Source organism: Streptomyces sp. TAA486 (assembly GCF_000426165.1).
This window is the reverse complement of record NZ_AUEV01000007.1, coordinates 241829-257810: the sequence shown is the minus strand read 5'-3', so window position 1 is coordinate 257810 and position 15982 is coordinate 241829. Positions and strand designations below refer to the sequence as shown.

Annotated in this window: 19 protein-coding genes; 11 read left to right on the top strand and 8 right to left on the bottom strand. The window is 70.5% G+C overall.

What is annotated here, in order from left to right:
* Positions 1-71: 71 nt before the first annotated feature.
* Together I004_RS0111970 and I004_RS0111965 are read right to left on the bottom strand one after the other, a co-directional pair.
* A complete protein-coding gene (locus tag I004_RS0111970; RefSeq protein WP_028435690.1) occupies positions 72-908 on the bottom strand; it encodes an LON peptidase substrate-binding domain-containing protein in 837 nt (278 codons plus the stop codon).
* A gap of 143 nt (positions 909-1051) precedes the next feature.
* The gene (locus tag I004_RS0111965; protein ID WP_486579973.1) at positions 1052-2608 is read right to left on the bottom strand and encodes a membrane protein; all 1557 of its coding nucleotides are present in this window, start codon (positions 2606-2608) and stop codon (positions 1052-1054) included.
* A 316-nt stretch (positions 2609-2924) separates the two neighbouring features.
* Here I004_RS0111965 and hisD point away from each other — a divergent pair, with 316 nt between their 5' ends.
* From hisD to hisF, 8 genes are all read left to right on the top strand, one after another.
* Positions 2925-4259 carry a histidinol dehydrogenase gene (gene hisD / locus I004_RS0111960; protein ID WP_028435688.1) on the top strand — a complete coding sequence of 445 codons (1335 nt, stop codon included), beginning with the start codon at positions 2925-2927 and terminating at the stop codon, positions 4257-4259.
* Positions 4256-5362: a histidinol-phosphate transaminase gene (locus tag I004_RS0111955; RefSeq protein ID WP_028435687.1), complete on the top strand. Its 1107-nt coding sequence runs from the start codon at positions 4256-4258 to the stop codon at positions 5360-5362. The genes hisD and I004_RS0111955 overlap by 4 nt, the downstream gene beginning before the upstream one ends.
* Before the next feature lie 2 nt (positions 5363-5364).
* Positions 5365-5955 (top strand): imidazoleglycerol-phosphate dehydratase HisB, encoded by a 591-nt coding sequence (hisB, locus tag I004_RS0111950; RefSeq protein ID WP_028435686.1) that lies wholly within the window; start codon positions 5365-5367, stop codon positions 5953-5955.
* Complete coding sequence (locus I004_RS39850; RefSeq protein WP_028435685.1) at positions 5952-6116, top strand: hypothetical protein; 165 nt, start codon at positions 5952-5954, stop codon at positions 6114-6116. The genes hisB and I004_RS39850 overlap by 4 nt, the downstream gene beginning before the upstream one ends.
* A 47-nt stretch (positions 6117-6163) precedes the next feature.
* Positions 6164-6829, top strand: a complete 666-nt coding sequence (gene hisH, locus I004_RS0111940) for an imidazole glycerol phosphate synthase subunit HisH (RefSeq protein WP_028435684.1) — start codon at positions 6164-6166, stop codon at positions 6827-6829.
* Between the two features lie 103 nt (positions 6830-6932).
* Complete coding sequence (gene priA / locus I004_RS0111935; RefSeq protein WP_037975837.1) at positions 6933-7673, top strand: bifunctional 1-(5-phosphoribosyl)-5-((5-phosphoribosylamino)methylideneamino)imidazole-4-carboxamide isomerase/phosphoribosylanthranilate isomerase PriA; 741 nt, start codon at positions 6933-6935, stop codon at positions 7671-7673.
* Positions 7673-8089 carry a Rid family hydrolase gene (locus tag I004_RS0111930; RefSeq protein WP_037975834.1) on the top strand — a complete coding sequence of 139 codons (417 nt, stop codon included), beginning with the start codon at positions 7673-7675 and terminating at the stop codon, positions 8087-8089. Before priA ends, I004_RS0111930 begins: the two co-directional genes overlap by 1 nt.
* 75 nt (positions 8090-8164) lie before the next feature.
* Positions 8165-8965, top strand: a complete 801-nt coding sequence (hisF, locus tag I004_RS0111925) for an imidazole glycerol phosphate synthase subunit HisF (protein ID WP_028435681.1) — start codon at positions 8165-8167, stop codon at positions 8963-8965.
* A 39-nt stretch (positions 8966-9004) separates the two neighbouring features.
* Here the strand turns inward: hisF and I004_RS33535 are convergent, their stop codons facing one another.
* From I004_RS33535 to I004_RS33530, 5 genes are read right to left on the bottom strand one after another with little or no spacing between them, the layout of a single operon-like run.
* Positions 9005-10450 carry a cytochrome P450 gene (locus I004_RS33535; RefSeq protein ID WP_037975832.1) on the bottom strand — a complete coding sequence of 482 codons (1446 nt, stop codon included), beginning with the start codon at positions 10448-10450 and terminating at the stop codon, positions 9005-9007.
* Positions 10447-11040, bottom strand: coding sequence for an ATP/GTP-binding protein (locus tag I004_RS0111915; RefSeq protein WP_028435680.1), 594 nt, complete (start codon positions 11038-11040; stop codon positions 10447-10449). Before I004_RS0111915 ends, I004_RS33535 begins: the two co-directional genes overlap by 4 nt.
* Complete coding sequence (locus I004_RS0111910; protein WP_199779375.1) at positions 11021-11368, bottom strand: DUF742 domain-containing protein; 348 nt, start codon at positions 11366-11368, stop codon at positions 11021-11023. The genes I004_RS0111915 and I004_RS0111910 overlap by 20 nt, the downstream gene beginning before the upstream one ends.
* A gap of 23 nt (positions 11369-11391) precedes the next feature.
* Positions 11392-11796, bottom strand: coding sequence for a roadblock/LC7 domain-containing protein (locus I004_RS0111905; RefSeq protein ID WP_028435678.1), 405 nt, complete (start codon positions 11794-11796; stop codon positions 11392-11394).
* Positions 11793-13130, bottom strand: a complete 1338-nt coding sequence (locus tag I004_RS33530) for an ATP-binding protein (RefSeq protein ID WP_037975996.1) — start codon at positions 13128-13130, stop codon at positions 11793-11795. The genes I004_RS0111905 and I004_RS33530 overlap by 4 nt, the downstream gene beginning before the upstream one ends.
* 978 nt (positions 13131-14108) lie before the next feature.
* On the opposite strand from I004_RS33530, the gene I004_RS38995 reads away from it, so the two are divergent.
* The 3 genes from I004_RS38995 to I004_RS0111885 are packed head-to-tail and all read left to right on the top strand — an operon-like array spanning position 14109 to position 15251.
* Positions 14109-14372 (top strand): SH3-like domain-containing protein, encoded by a 264-nt coding sequence (locus tag I004_RS38995; RefSeq protein WP_028435677.1) that lies wholly within the window; start codon positions 14109-14111, stop codon positions 14370-14372.
* Complete coding sequence (locus I004_RS38990) at positions 14365-14664, top strand: SH3-like domain-containing protein (protein ID WP_051344951.1); 300 nt, start codon at positions 14365-14367, stop codon at positions 14662-14664. The genes I004_RS38995 and I004_RS38990 overlap by 8 nt, the downstream gene beginning before the upstream one ends.
* Positions 14661-15251 carry a nitrile hydratase subunit alpha gene (locus tag I004_RS0111885; protein WP_028435675.1) on the top strand — a complete coding sequence of 197 codons (591 nt, stop codon included), beginning with the start codon at positions 14661-14663 and terminating at the stop codon, positions 15249-15251. The genes I004_RS38990 and I004_RS0111885 overlap by 4 nt, the downstream gene beginning before the upstream one ends.
* A gap of 58 nt (positions 15252-15309) precedes the next feature.
* Here I004_RS0111885 and I004_RS0111880 read toward each other — a convergent pair whose 3' ends face one another.
* Positions 15310-15942, bottom strand: a complete 633-nt coding sequence (locus I004_RS0111880; RefSeq protein WP_028435674.1) for a TIGR03085 family metal-binding protein — start codon at positions 15940-15942, stop codon at positions 15310-15312.
* Positions 15943-15982: the final 40 nt, after the last annotated feature.

Genomic DNA, 15982 nt, shown 5'->3' with positions numbered 1-15982 from the left:
TGCGGCCCGGCGTGCGTGCCGTCCTGCCTGTGTGCCGTTTCCTGCTGTGTCCGAAGCCGTCCGCTGCCCGCTCAGTTGGGACTGGTCGGGTCGCGTGTGAGTTCCGCCGCCGGGAGCGAGGGCAGCTTGCCGATCACGGCCGTCTCGCGGCGGAGGATCTTCAGCTCGTCCGCCAGCCGCGTCGCGGTGTCCGGGGCCTGGAGCAGGCGCTGCTTGGTGGGGGTGTCGAGGATGGTCGCGGCGGCCACCAGGTACGAGACGACGGACGGATCGTCAGGCAGTTCCTGCCCGGCGGCCAGGGTCCGCTCCCGCGCACTCGCCAGCCGCTTCTGGTAGCCCCGGAAGGCACGCAGCACACCGGAGGCCAGCGCACCCGCGCCGTCGCCCTCGTCCTCCGGCAACTCCTCGATCTCGCCCATGAGATACGGGCCGCTGGAGTCCACGGAGTGCAGCCGGAAACGGGTCGTGCCGGTGGCCAGGACCTCGTAGCCCGGACCGTCGGCCACGGTCTCGTCCTCCCCCTCGAGAGACGCGTCGTCGGCATCCCCTCCCGTGGCGCCGGACTTACCCGACGTGGCGGGGCCGCCTGCCGCGCCGGCGCGCTCGCGGATCGTCGAGGCGTCGGCGATGCAGCCGACCGAGTAGAACGACGCCATCGGATCGGATCCGAATCCGGCCGTCGGCTCGGTGCCCGCGGGCGGTGCGCTCTCCGGCAGGCCCTTGGAGGTCTGGGCGGTCTCCCGGCCGTCGCGGATGGCGACCACGCCGAAGCGGCGGGGCGTGTCCTCGGGGATCTTCAGCAGGTCCCGCATCAGCGCGCGGTATCGCTGCTCGAAGATGTTCAACGGCAGCACCAGGCCCGGGAACAGCACCGAGTTGAGCGGGAAGAGCGGAAGCGCGGTTGTCACAACGAGTAAGCCTAAAGCCTTCGGGGCCTGCCCGGTGCTCCCGATCGATCACGAGTGCAACGCAGGCAGGGCACGGTACGGCAGTTCACTGACGGCGAATCACCCGCGCCCGCCCGCAGGCCGCGGATCACTGGCGGCGCGGATCATTGACGGCGGAGCAGCCGCGTCGCCCCGGTGGCGACGGTGGTGGCGAGGATCCAGCCGAGAAGGATCAGACCGGCCGCGACCCACTGCGGGCCGCCCTTCGGATCCCAGGCGTTGTCCTGTCCGATGCTGATGACGGGCAGCAGCAGGTCGAGCGCGTACAGCGCCGCGTTCCAGTGCGGCGACTCGTCGCCCTTGAGAGGGTCCGGCGGATGCGCCCCGAAGTACATGGCGCTCGCCGCCCACAGCAACGCCATCCACAGCGCCGCCTGCGCCGGGCGGTACCCGTAGGCGACCGTCCAGTCCTGCAAGTAGCCCCAGACCTTGCCCACGAGCGGAAGCGTCTCGCGGCGGCGCCGCTGCTTGGCCAGGAGCACCGCGCGGGCGTTGGTGTCCTCACCGCTGTTGCGGTACATCAGCGCCAACTGCTCGTACGGCAGCGGCGAATACTCCGGTGTGGCCGCCGCCAGCCACCGCAGCCGCTCGCGGACGTTGAAGTGTCCTTCTTTGGGGATCGCCTGCTGGTAGGTGAACCCCGCCATCCACAGCCGCTGGTCCCGCGGCCAGCTCCCGACCCTGTCGAGCAGCTTCTCCACGGTGGCGCCGGAGAGCACTATCAGGCCCCGCTCAGGCGCCCGCGGTGTGAAGTTCAGCTCCGGTGTCTGGATGCGGCGGAGGGAGAGTTCCTGGTCCCGGCCCAGTTCGAAGCGGGCGTTCTCGATGACGAGCGACGAGCCGAACCGCCCGTCGTCCAGCACCACTCCGCCCGTGCACTCGAAGTGCTTCGTGCGCCAGCGGCTGCCGGTGTCCACGTTGAAGGGGACGGGAGTGCCGGACGCGGGCGTCATGCTGTCCCGCAGCTGCGAGGAGCGGCCCCGGTTGGCGTCCGCGAAGCTGGCGACGTGCTCGACGGTCATCTGCGGGGCGTACAGGGCGTAGCGGCCCTTGGTGTTGCGCAGCACCGTGCCGAACATGTGCAGCGAGCTGCCGACCGTCGCGCCGCGCAGGCTCACCTCGCCGTCGGTCACCAGCAGGCTCGCCTGGAGTTCCTGGGAGACGGTGATGCCGTCCGCGGCGATGGCGCGTATGCGGCGGCCGCTGCCGACCGTCGCCTCGTTGAGCATCAGGTCGGTGCCGATGGTGGCGTCGGTGAGCTTGATGCCCTCGGGTATCGAGCAGCGCGGCAGGTGCAGATCGCCGTCGGTGTTGAGCCGGGCGGCCTCCAGGCGCGGTATGTAGCAGTCGACGAGCCGCCCCGTGTGCATGCGGGCCTCGGCCATCCGCACCTCACGTTCGAAGCGGCACTGCCGCAGCTCGAAGTACGGCTCGATGATCCCGCCGGAGAGGTCGAGCACGTCGGTGATACGGGCGCCCGAGACGTGCAGCGACGCGACGCGCCCCATCAGCGGCGGCGGCCCGTGCAGCAGCAGATGCGCGACGACGCGGGCGCGCACGGTGCGGTCCGGCCCCCACTCGTGGTCGCCGTTGGGGTCGTCGAGTTCCTCTTCGCCGCTGCGCAGGTCGTACTCACTGCCGTTGACGAACGCCTGCCACATGCCCCACTCGGCTCTTGTCAGCCAGGACGGCGGCTCTCTGGACTCCAGCCCCTCGCTCACCGGTCGGCTTCCCCCTCTGCTCGGGTGCCGGGACGCCCTCGGTGGTCTGCTGCTGCGCGGGGCTGTCCGGCATGTCGTCTCCGGTCCCGGTCTGGTCCGTCCGGTCCCGTCACCGGGCGTCCGCGCCCGGTGTCCGTCCGCTTCTTTCCCGCTGGGTGACCGGATGAACGCCGGAGGCGACGTTCGTCTCCCGGGACGCGTATCACTCACTGATACGCGCGGCTGGTGGGCGGACACCGTCTGAGAGACTGGAGCCGTGATCTCCCGAATCGACCTGCGCGATTCCGCCGTCTCCGCCGACGGTGGGTTCGACCGTGATCTGCTGCCACGTGCCGAGCTGGATGTCGAGGCCGCCCTGGAGAAGGTGCGGCCGATCTGTGACGACGTCCGGCATCGTGGCACGGCGGCGCTCATCGACTACGCGCGGCGGTTCGACGGTGTGACGCTGGAGCGTGTCCGCGTCCCGCGCGAGGCTCTGGACGAGGCACTGGCCGAGCTGGACCCGGACGTGCGGGCCGCCCTGGAGGAGTCGGTACGCCGCGCCCGTATCGTCCACCGCGACCAGCGGCGCAGTGATTCGGCCGTCACGGTCGTGCCCGGCGGCACGGTCACCGAGCGGTGGGTGCCGGTCGAGCGGGTCGGGCTGTACGTGCCCGGCGGGCGGGCCGTGTATCCGTCGTCGGTCGTGATGAACGTCGTGCCCGCGCAGGAGGCGGGCGTGGGTTCCCTCGCGGTCACCTCGCCGCCGCAGCCCGAGTTCGGAGGGCTGCCGCACCCGACCGTCCTCGCCGCGTGCGCGCTGCTCGGCGTGTACGAGGTGTACGCGGCCGGGGGTGCCCAGGCGATCGCGATGTTCGCGTACGGCACCGACGAGTGCCCGTCCGCGCAGCTGGTGACGGGCCCCGGCAACATCTACGTCGCGGCCGCGAAGCGGCTGCTCAAGGGCCGCATCGGCATCGACTCCGAGGCGGGCCCGACCGAGATCGCGGTCCTCGCCGACGACACGGCCGACGCGGCGCACGTCGCCGCCGACCTCGTCAGCCAGGCCGAGCACGACACGGTCGCCGCCGCGGTGCTCGTCACGCCGTCCGTCGAGCTGGCCGGTGCCGTCGAGGGCGAGCTGAAGGAGCAGGTCGCGGTCGCCCGGCACCGCGAGCGGATCACCGAGGCGCTGGCCGGCCGGCAGTCGGGCATCGTGCTCGTCGACTCGCTGGAGGACGGTCTCGCGGTCGTCAACGCCTACGCGGCCGAGCACCTGGAGATCCAGACCGAGGACGCGGCGGGCTGGGCGGCACGTGTGCGCAACGCGGGCGCCGTCTTCGTCGGCCCCTATTCGCCCGTATCGCTCGGCGACTACTGCGCCGGCTCCAACCACGTGCTGCCGACGGGCGGTTGTGCCTGCCACTCCTCGGGGCTGTCCGTGCAGTCCTTCCTCCGCGGCATCCACGTCGTGGACTACTCGCGGGACGCCCTCGCGGAGGTCACCCACCACGTCGTCACGCTCGCGGAGGCCGAGGACCTGCCCGCGCACGGGACGGCACTGAAGGCAAGGTTCGAGGGATTCGAGGGAAAGGTGCCGCAGAGCAAGTGACCGGCATCGAACAGCTCCCCATCCGGGACGAGTTGCGAGGCAAGACCCCGTACGGCGCCCCGCAGCTGGACGTGCCCGTACGGCTGAACACGAACGAGAACCCGTACCCGCTGCCCGAGGAACTGGTCCGGCGCATCGCGGAGCGCGTCACTGATGCCGCCCGCACCCTGAACCGCTACCCGGACCGGGACGCCGTAGAGCTGCGCACCGCACTGGCCTCGTATCTGACCCGTACGACGGGCTTCGAGGTCTCGGGGAACCAGCTCTGGGCGGCCAACGGTTCCAACGAGGTCATACAGCAGCTGCTGCAGACCTTCGGCGGGCCCGGCCGCACCGCCATCGGCTTCGAGCCGTCGTACTCGATGCACGGCCTCATCTCCCGCGGCACGGGCACCGGCTGGCTGTCCGGGCCGCGCCGCGAGGACTTCACGGTCGACACGGACGCCGCCGTGCGCGCGATCGCGGAGCAGCGCCCCTCGGTCGTCTTCGTCTGCTCGCCCAACAACCCGACGGGCACGGCGGTCGAGCGCGAGACGGTCGTGGCGCTGTACGAGGCGGCCCAGGCGGCCGGGCCGTCGATGGTGATCGTGGACGAGGCGTACGGCGAGTTCTCGCACCGGCCCTCGCTGCTGCCGCTGATCGAGGGCCGTCCGAACCTCGTCGTCAGCCGCACGATGTCGAAGGCCTTCGGTGCGGCCGGGCTGCGCCTCGGCTATCTCGCAGCCGACCCCGCCGTCGTTGACGCGGTGCAGCTGGTCCGGCTGCCCTACCACCTCTCGGCGGTCACGCAGGCCACGGCGCTGGCTGCCCTGGAGCACACCGATACGCTGCTCGGATACGTCGAGCGGCTCAAGGAAGAGCGTGACCGGCTGGTGCGGGAGCTGCGTGCCCTCGGGCTCGAAGTCACCGAGTCCGACGCCAACTTCGTCCAGTTCGGACGGTTCGACGACGCTCACCTCACATGGCAGGCCCTGCTGGAGCACGGCGTGCTCGTGCGGGACAACGGAGTACCGGGCCGGCTGCGGGTGACCGCGGGCACGCCCGAAGAGAACGACGCGTTCCTCGACGCGGTACGTGCAGTGACAAAGGAGACCCCCCGATGACTCTGGCTCGCGTGGGCCGCGTGGAGCGCAGCACGAAGGAGACGTCGGTCCTCGTCGAGATCAATCTCGACGGCACCGGCAAGGCCGACATCTCCACGGGCGTCGGCTTCTACGACCACATGCTCGACCAGCTGGGCCGCCACGGCCTCTTCGACCTGTTGGTCAAGACCGAGGGCGATCTGCACATCGACAGCCACCACACGATCGAGGACACCTCCCTCGCGCTCGGCGCCGCCTTCAAGCAGGCACTCGGCGACAAGAGCGGGATCGTGCGCTTCGCCAACGCCTCAGTGCCGCTGGACGAGTCGCTGGCCCAGGTCACGGTCGACCTCTCGGGCCGTCCGTACCTCGTGCACAGTGAACCCGAGGGCATGGCCCCGATGATCGGCGAGTACGACACGACGATGACGCGGCACATCCTGGAGTCCTTCGTGGCGCAGGCGCAGGTCGCGCTGCACGTGCACGTCCCGTACGGGCGCAATGCGCATCACATCGTCGAGTGCCAGTTCAAGGCCCTTGCCCGCGCGCTGCGTTACGCCAGCGAGATCGACCCGCGCCAGAGCGGCATCCCCTCGACGAAGGGCGCGCTGTGACGGGCCTGTCGGCTGTTCTCATCTTCGTCGGCCTGTTCCTGCTCGGCGGGGCGTTCTCCTTCTGGAAGCAGAAGCTTCCCAAGGGGATCATCGCCGTGCTCGGTGCGGGCGCCGCGCTGGCCCTGCTCGCCGGGATCCTGCGGCTGGAGGTGTGGGCTTGAACACCGGCAACACCGGCAACACCGGCAACACGGCCGCGGAGAGCCCGATCGCCGAGGGCGGGAACGAGCAGCGCAAGAAGGTCGTCGTCTTCGACTACGGCTTCGGCAACGTGCGTTCGGCCGAGCGTGCGCTCGCGCGCGCGGGCGCGGACGTGGAGATCACCCGCGACTACGACGCGGCCATGGAGGCGGACGGCCTGCTGGTGCCGGGCGTCGGCGCCTTCGCCGCCTGCATGGAGGGGCTGCGGGCGGCACGCGGCGACTGGATCATGGAGCGGCGGCTCGCGGGAGGCCGCCCCGTGCTGGGCATCTGCGTCGGCATGCAGGTCCTCTTCTCCCGCGGCATCGAGCACGGCGTCGAGGCAGACGGCATGGGTGAATGGCCGGGCACCGTCGGGCCGTTGAAGGCGGACGCCGATCACTCGGTGCCCCACATGGGCTGGAACACGGTCACTCCGGCCGAGGGCTCACGTCTCTTCGAGGGGCTCTCCGAGAGCGAGCGCTACTACTTCGTCCACTCCTACGCCGTCCACGACTGGGAACTGACCGTCACGAACCCGGCGATGACCCCGCCCAGGGTCAGCTGGGCCGAGCACGGTGCGCCGTTCGTCGCCGCCGTGGAGAACGGTCCGCTGTGGGCGACCCAGTTCCACCCCGAGAAGTCCGGCGACGCCGGTGCCCGGTTGCTCTCCAACTGGGTCGCGTTCATCTGAGAACCCCCGACCGAGATCACTGACGCGTCCCCCCCCCCGCTACTGCTTCCGCTTCTCCGTCCGACAACACCCTTCCGCTCCACTACAGAAGCCGAGAGTGCCTGTGTCCACGCCTTCGTCCGCGCCCAAGCTGGAACTGCTGCCCGCCGTCGACGTACGTGACGGACAGGCCGTGCGCCTCGTGCACGGCGAGTCCGGTTCCGAGACCGCCTACGGCGACCCGCTGCAGGCAGCCCTCACCTGGCAGCGTGCCGGTGCCCGGTGGCTGCACCTGGTCGACCTCGACGCCGCCTTCGGCACGGGCGACAACCGCGCCCGCATCGCCGAGGTGGCCGGTGCCATGGACATCGACGTCGAGCTGTCCGGCGGCATCCGCGACGACGACAGCCTGGCCGCGGCCCTCGCCACCGGCTGCCGCCGCGTCAACCTGGGCACCGCGGCGCTCGAGACCCCGGAGTGGGTCGCCAAGGTCATCGCCGAGCACGGCGACAAGATCGCCGTGGGTCTGGACGTACGGGGCACGACGCTCCGCGGCCGCGGCTGGACCAGGGACGGCGGCGACCTCTACGAGACGCTGGCCCGGCTCGACTCGGAGGGCTGTGCCCGCTATGTCGTCACCGACATCAACAAGGACGGCACCCTCAAGGGCCCCAACCTCGAACTGCTGCGCAACGTCTGCGCCGTGACGGACCGGCCCGTCGTCGCGTCCGGCGGCGTCTCCTCCCTTGACGATCTGCGGGCCATCGCCACGCTTGTACCCGAGGGCGTCGAGGGCGCCATTGTGGGGAAGGCCCTCTACGCCGAGGCGTTCACACTTGAAGAGGCTTTGGAGGCCGTCTCCTGATGACCCCGTCCGAACGGCGTGACCCCGACGTGGAACGTGACCGCTCCGGAAGCACCTGGGAGAAGACGATCGGCTTCGCACGCGCCGTCGCGGCCGGCGACCGGGTGCTCGTGGCGGGGACGATGCCTCTCTCGGACGGCAAGCTGCTGGGGGAGGGCTCCCCGTACGAGCAGACCAGGGCGGCCTTCGGCAAGGCGCTGGAGGCACTCGAGCCGTTCGGCCTCGACGTCTCGTCCGTGATCCGCACGCGGATGTATCTCACGCACGGGCGGGACGTGGACGACGTGGCGCGCGCCCACAAGGAGATCTTCGGCGACGTCGCCCCCGCCGCCACGGTCGTGGTGGTCTCCGGCTTCGTGGACTCCCGGGTCCTGGTGGAGGTGGAGATGGAGGCCTTCCGCGGCGGCCGGACATAACTCCGCCTTCTGGATGGGCCCGTGGGGGCCGTCCCTCATCGATCGACGCATCACCTGCAAGGAGTCAGCACAGCGATGTCCGTGGCCGTACGAGTCATTCCCTGCCTGGACGTGGACGCCGGACGCGTCGTCAAGGGCGTGAACTTCAAGAATCTGCGGGATGCGGGCGACCCCGTCGAGATGGCGAAGATCTACGACGAGGAAGGTGCCGACGAACTGACCTTCCTCGACATCACCGCCTCCTCCTCCGACCGTGAGACGACGTACGACGTGGTGCGGCGCACCGCCGAGCAGGTCTTCATCCCGCTGACCGTCGGTGGCGGGGTCCGCAGCGGCGACGACGTGAACAAGCTGCTGCGCGCGGGCGCCGACAAGGTCGGTGTGAACACCGCGGCGATCGCCCGCCCCGAGCTCATCCGGGAGATCGCCGAACGCTTCGGCAGCCAGGTGCTGGTGTTGTCGGTGGACGCGCGGCGCTGCGTACCGCCGGGAGCGTCCGGGGACGCGGAGGGCGCCGGGGCCTCCACACCGTCCGGATTCGAGGTCACCACGCACGGCGGACGCCGCGGCACCGGCATCGACGCCGTCGAGTGGGCACGGCGGGCCGCGGAGTTGGGCGCCGGGGAGATCCTGCTGAACTCGATGGACGCGGACGGCACGAAGGACGGCTACGACACGGAGATGATCCGTGCCGTGGGCGCGCACGTCTCGGTGCCCGTCGTCGCCTCGGGCGGCGCGGGCCGGCTGGAGCACTTCCCGGCCGCGGTCGAGGCCGGAGCGGACGCCGTACTGGCCGCCTCCGTCTTCCACTTCGGCGATCTGCGGATCGGCGAGGTCAAGGACTCGCTCCGCGAGTCCGGCACGCCCGTACGGTGAACCGCGGCGTGCCCCGGGCCGGGGCCGCGCGGTGACGGGTCACCTGCCGCGGCGCCCCGCCAGGCTCCAACGGCGCCGCCGAGAGCCGCGGGGCGCGTCCGGTGGGGGGTGGCCGGCTGCGGCGTCGGAGGAAGTGCCGGACGGTTCGGACGTCGTGGACGACGTGGCCGCTGCTGCCTCCGCCGCATGCGTGGCGGGCGTGGCGGTGAAGCGGACGGGCAGTTCGGTCAGGGCACGGATGAACGGCCCGGGACGCCACGAGAGTTCTTCCGCGGGCACCGCGAGTTCCATCTCGGGGAGCAGGTCGAGGACGGTGTCGATGGCGACCTCGGCGATGATGCTCGCGGTGTCCTGCGCGGGGCACGCGTGGGGACCGGCGCTGAACGCGAGATGGGACGTGTTCGCGGCCCGCTCCGCCTGGTTCGTCGGCAGCGTCGGGTCCAGGTTCGCGGCGGCGTGGCTGATGGTCACCGGCACGCCGGTGGGGATGAGGGTCTCCTCGCCGGTGTCCTGATCGCGCAGGACGTAGTCCTCGATGGCGTACACGAACGAGTAGTTCGAGTGCGGGGCGTGGAGCCACAGCACCTCGTTCAGTGCGTCGGTGACCGTGAGGCTCCCGCCGGTCAAATCGCCCGCGAACCGGTCGTCGGAGAGCAGCATCATCGTGGCCGTGGAGATCCAGGCGGTGCCGGGCACCTGTCCCGCACCGGTGATGACGACGAGCTGGTCGATGAGCTCTTCCCGGGTCACGTTGGCGGAGTGCCGCAGCAGCCGCGTGGTCACGTCGTCGCCGGGAGTCCGGTACTTGAGTTCGATCAGTTCGTTCAGGCACGCCACCAGGTCCTGGACGCCCTGTGTGGCGGCGTCGGGTTCGACGGCGTTGACCATCTGCAGGAAAGCCCTGGAGATACGGGGGTTGAGGTGGTCGGGGCAGCCGAAGAGCTGGGTGAGGACCATGACCGGAATCCGCGCCGCGTACTGCGAGACGAGGTCCGCCTTGCCGTCCTCTGTGAACTCGTCGATCAGCTCCGTGGCGCTGCGCTGGACGACGGCCCGCAGTTGGCGTGGGTCGATGCCGGCCAGGGCGCGGTCGACCGGCGTCCGCAGGCGCAGATGTTCCTGGCCGTCGGCGAACCACAGGCTCTTGCGCGGGCCCATGATCGGCAGGATCGGGCTGTCGCGGGGCACGTGGCCATCGGCCAGCGCCTTCCAGCGGTGGGCGTCCTTGCTGAAGTAGGGACTGCGGAGCACCTCCAGGGCCGCCTGGTATCCGGTCACGAGGATCGACTCGACGCCGGGCGCCAGTTCCACCCACTGCGCGGGGCCGCCCTGCGAACGCAGCCGGTCGTACAGGGCGTTGGGGTCCGCTGCGAAGTCGTCGTCGTACAGCTTCGGCAGGTCGCTGCCGGTAGTCCCCGCGGACGGCCGGTGTGCGGGGCAGCCCGGCGGCGCCGCGTGCGGTTCGGAGAGGGGCGAGGAGGTCACGACGACTCCTGGTGGCCGGCGTACAGGTGCTTGACGAGCGTGATCAGTGCGGTCTTGGCGGACTTGCGGTCCCGCGCGTCACACGTGAGCAGAGGTGTGGCGGGATCGAGGTCGAGCGCTTCGCGCAGCTCGTCCTCGGGGTAGTCCGGGGTGTCGGGGAAGGAGTTGAGCGCGACGATGTACGGAAGTGAGCTCTTCTCGACCAGACTCAGGGCCTCGAACGACTGATCCAGGAATCGGGAGTCGGCGAGCACGAGAGCCCCGTAGGCACCGCGCGAGAGGTCCTCCCAGATCTGGGTGAAGCGCTGCTGGCCGGGAGTGCCGAACAGGTACAGCGCGAGGTCCTCGGCGAGGGTGAGCCGTCCGAAGTCGAGGGCGACGGTGGTGGATTTCTTGCCCGGCACCCCGGTCAGGTCGTCCACTGCCGCGCTGGTCTGCGTCATGAGTTCCTCGGTACGCAGCGGTTCGATCTCGCTGACGGCTCCGATGAGGGTCGTCTTGCCGACCCCGAAGGGGCCCACCACCATCAGCTTCGCCGTGATCTGCACGGTGTCACGGACATAGACACCGTCAGAGAGCCTGGAGGCCATGCAGCATCCTCTCCAGGGTTCGCAGGCGGTCGGGGTCGGGGGTCGTCGGGGTCCCGGCGTCCTTCTGGCTCGCCTTGACCTCCAGGAGGCCGGAGTCGATCAGGTCTCCGAGCAGGATGCGGGTGATGGTGAGCGGCTGCCCGAGGTGCCCGGCGACCTCGATGACGGACAGGTAGCCGCCGCGGCACAGGTCGATCACCCGCAGGTCCTCGGGCTGCAGGCCGGTCCGCGGCTTGCCGGGGACGGCGGTCACCATCGTGAGCACGTCGAGTTCGTCGGCGGTCCCGGTGGGCTGGGCGCGCCCACCGGTCAGCACGAACGTTCTCACCAAGTCATGCCTGTGACGGTGCGTCATGTCCCACTGCCCACATCCTCGCGGAGCTCGGCGCCCATCTCCCGTCCGAGCTGGGCCACGACCTCGTGCATCCGGTAGGCCACCTGTCCGACGTCGGCGGCACCGGAGGTCGCCACGGACAGGAACGTCGAGTCGTGCGCACGGATGGTGACCACGAATCCGCCGTCGAACTCGACCATGCTCTGCCTCCACGAGTCGGCGGGGGCGCGGCAGAACATCGCGGTGGCGCTGCTGGTGGACTGCACGCCCGCGAGGGCCGCCGCGATGCTGTCCGCCTGGTCCTGGTCGAGGCCCTGGGAGAAAGCCTTCACCAGCCCGTCAGCGGTGATGAGGATGGCGTCGTGGACCTCGGGCTGGTCCAGCACCTGATTGAGCATCCAGGCGTCCGGGTTCTGGGTCATGACTCGGGAGTCCCTTCGGTGGACGGACGGAGGCGGTCGGCCGCCGCCTTGCCTGCTCGCTGGAACGCACCGATCGATGCCGCCGCCTCGCCGGGTGAGCGAGGTGCGGCGGACTTGGTGGCAGGGGGTGGCTGCTCGGCGTGGTCGGCGCTCGGGGCAGGCTGTTTCCGGGTCCGTTTCGGCAGCCCGTTCGCGGTGGTCGGGCGCGCCGGTACCGCCTCGCGCTCGCTCTCGGCGGCTTCGCCGTCGTCCGCTTCGGACAGGGCTGACTCGGACAGGGCTGACTCGGATGCGACGGGCTCTGTGCGGGGCGGCGGCACGGCGGCAGGCGCGGAGGTGGGCTTCACGGGGTCGGTGAGCAGTGTGCGCGGCAGGTTCACCACGGCGCGGACGCCGCCGAACGCCGAGGCGGTGTCGACCGAGATCGTGAAGCCGTAGCGCCGGGCCAGCGCACCGCACGCGGCCAGCCCGAACCGCGGGGGATCTCCCAGTTTCGCGAGCCCGAGGGACTCGTCCTTGAGCAGGCGCACGGCCTTCTCCTGCTCCGCGGCGTTCAGCCCGACGCCGGCGTCCTCGATCACGAACGCCAGCCCGGTGTGGGTGAGTTGGACGTGCACCTGGACGGGCGTCTGCGGGTGCGACGAGCGGGTGGCGTTCTCGAGCAACTCGGCGATGGTCATGACCAGGGGTTCGACGACTCGGCCCGTCACGGCACGGGTGTCCTCGATCCGCACGATCTGGACGCGCTTGTAGTCCAGGATCCGTCCGATGGCGCCGCGGACGATGTCGTGGAGCGACGTGGCGTTGTGCTGGCGGCCGGGCCACGCGCGGCAGACCACGGCCATGCCGACCGCGCGGCGGAGGATCTGCGCGTTGGTGTGGTCGAGCTGCATCAGGTCTTCGAGGAAGGCCGAGTCGTCGTGGCGCTCGGTCATTTCGTTGATCTTCAGCTGCTGCCCGTTCGCGAGTCCCTGCAGCTTGCGGGCCACGGCCAGCAACAGACCCTCGGCGGCCTGTTCGGCGGTCTCGCTCGCGAAGCTGAACATCTCGAGCACGGAGTCGTGGGCGTCGGCGAAGTCCGAGCCGGCGAGGGCCTGATGGCGCAGGTCCGGTATCTGCCGGCGCCGCCCCTGCCACTGGGCGTCCGCGAGTGCCTGGAGACGCTGCTCGACGAGGTGCTGTGTCTCCTCGTCCCGCATGCGGACCTGCCGTTCGAGGACGTGACTGCGCTCGGCGTTCCGGACAGCCATCCTCCGGTACCGCAGTGCCGTGATTCCGGCCGCGATCGCAGCGACCGCCAGGAGCGGCACGAGCCAGAACGCTACGTCCGTCATACGCATCATCAGAACCTCAAGCAGGAGCGAGTTCGCCGGTCGAGAGAAGGTGAGCGAGCGGTTCACGAGGCGGTCCTGCGCGAGGGGTCCCGCGGCCCGCGGCGGCCCGCCGGGACGCAGCAGGGACCGCGTGCGAGCGGTACGGAGGGTACGAACCGGTCCGCGCCGGCAGGTGAGAACCGCGTGGTGGACCTGCAACCAAGTCACGAATGGTCAGAATCATCAGGGCTCCGTTCGAGACGGACAGGTGGTACCTGTGCCCATCGGTTGGTGCACTTGGCGCAGTCGAGGCTTGGCGACTCCGGTGATACGTCAAGATACGTCAGCCGTCTTTGAATTCAAGACAGTTGACAGCAGAACTTGAGACAGGTTTGGGCGGCACTGCTCACCTCGTGACAAGGCCCGAGAAGGATAAGCGGACCTCGGGGTGCGCATCGGTCCCGGCCTGCGCGGCAATAGGTTCTCGACTACGCGGACAAAAGCGAATTCGTCCCTTTCGGATAGTCCCGTATGCCTCCCGGGAACCGCGCAATGCGCCGGAAAGCCGGGCGTCAGCAGCCTGCCGGCCGGGTGCGGGAACGGCATCGCCGTTGATTCAGGGGGACTTGGCAGACGACGCGGACATGGCAGTCGACTTGCGGGGTCCGCGGTGCGGGGTACGAGCCGGGCGACCGTCTCGGGCACCGGTGGCTCAACTCGTGCTGAATATCCTCCGATGCGCCTTCTGGATGCCTGGCCGACTTCCGGTCCGGTCGGCTTCCGGTCCCACCGTCATCGTGCTGCGGCGGCGGTTGATGTCGTCCATGTCCGTCCTGCCGCCGCCCCTTTCCCGTGCCTCGTCGCCCCACCGTCGAAGTCCGGCGCCTGCGGCGGGCGCGTTCCGTCCCTCGCATCCCGCAGAGCAGCGACGCAAGGCGGCCACGCCGGGGAGATCCCGGACGGTTCCCGCAGGCGGCCGGGGAGCATAGGCTGCGGCGCATGAGCAGGGTGAACGACGTCGGCGGGCAGACGGGGTTCGGGCCCATCGTGACCGAGGAGAACGAGCCGGCCTTCCACGCGGACTGGGAGGCGCGGGTCTATGCCCTGAACATCGCGCTGGTGCGGCGCGGCGCCTACACCCTGGACGAGTTCCGCGACGCCATCGAACGCATGCCTCCGCAGGAGTACTTGGCCGCTTCGTACTACGAGCGCTGGCTCCACGCGATCGACGTGCTGACCGCCCGGGGCGGCGGCGATGCGTGACCCGGCGGCAGCACTGTTCGCCGCCGGCGACCCGGTGCGCACCCGCGCCTTCGACCCCGACTGGCACACGCGGCTTCCCGCCTACGCCCGCGGACGTACGGGACGGATCGTCGAGGTCACCGGGAGCTGGCCGGTCGCCGACGACGTGGCCCGGCGCCGCGAGCGGCCACGCGTCGAGCCCGTCTACACCGTGGCCTTCGCCGCCCGCGACCTGTGGGGCGAGGGCGACCACGAGGTGACCCTGGACCTGTGGCAGTCGTATCTGGAACCGGCCGAGGAGCACCTGTCATGAGCGGAACGCACACGGGCAACCCGGTCGCGGCACGGGTGCGCCGCCTTGAGGAGCGCCTCGTAGCGGCCGGTCAGGTCACCGATGCGGAACTGGACGCCGTCCTCACCGCGGTCCTGGACGGCGCGTCGCCGCTGAACGGCGCCCGTATCGTCGCCCGGGCCTGGAGCGACGCCGGCTTCCGCGAGCGGCTGCTCGCCGACGCCAACGCCGCCCTGCCCGAGGTCGGCCTCTCGATGGCGGGCGGGCTGCAGGAGCAGCGCCTGAAGGTCGTCGCCAACACCCAGGAACGTCACAACGTGCTGGTCTGCACCCTGTGCTCCTGCTATCCGGTGGCGCTGCTCGGCCCCTCGCCGTCCTGGTACAAGAGCGAGGCGTACCGCTCTCGCGTCGTGCGCGAACCGCGCGCCGTGCTCTCGGAGTTCGGGCTCGACGTTCCGGACGGACGCGAGATCACCGTCTGGGACTCCAGCGCGGAGAGCCGCTACATGGTCCTGCCGCAACGCCCGCCGGGCACCGAGGAGTTGACGGAGGACCGCCTCGCGGAGCTGGTGACCCGCGAGGGGCTCATCGGCACGGCGGCGGTCTGACGCCCGACGTGCGAGGGCCGGGCCGCCGTGCCGGGCAGGACCGGGCGCCGAAGCGCGCTCAGAGCCCCAGTTCCGCGTCGTGTGCCCGCGCCACGGCCTCCTTCTGGCCCTCCTCCTCCACGCGCGCGACGCGCTGCCGACCCGAGACGTAGAGCACCAGCTCATTCGGTTCGCCGGTCACGGTCACGACCGGGGTGCCCTTGCGGGCGACGGCGGTCTGGCCGTCGGGACGGCGCAGTACCAGGCCGACCGGCGACTTGCGGCCGAAGACCCGTGCCATCTTCTCCAGCCGCTTCCACAGCGCGTCCTGGAAGACGCTGTCCAGCTCGCGCGGCGTCCAGTCCGGTACGGCACGACGCAGGTCCTCTGCATGGATGTAGAACTCGACGGTGTTCGCGACCTCGTCGACCTGCTTGAGCGCGTACGGGGACATCCGTGGCGGTCCCGTGCGGATGAGCTGGATGAGCTCCTCGTACGGCTTGGAGGTGAACTCGCCCTGCACACGGTCGAGTCGGGGGGCGAGCGACTTGAGTACCAGTCCGCCCGCGGCGTCCGCGCGCCGTTCGCGCACCACCACGTGCGCGGCGAGGTCGCGGGCCTTCCAGCCGTCGCACAGGGTCGGGGCCTCCGGTCCGCTGTTCTCCAACAGATCCGCCAGGATGAGACGTTCACGCTTGGCATGGGTCGACATGCCGTCAAGGGTACGGCCGGCCACCCGCGGGAGAGCTGAT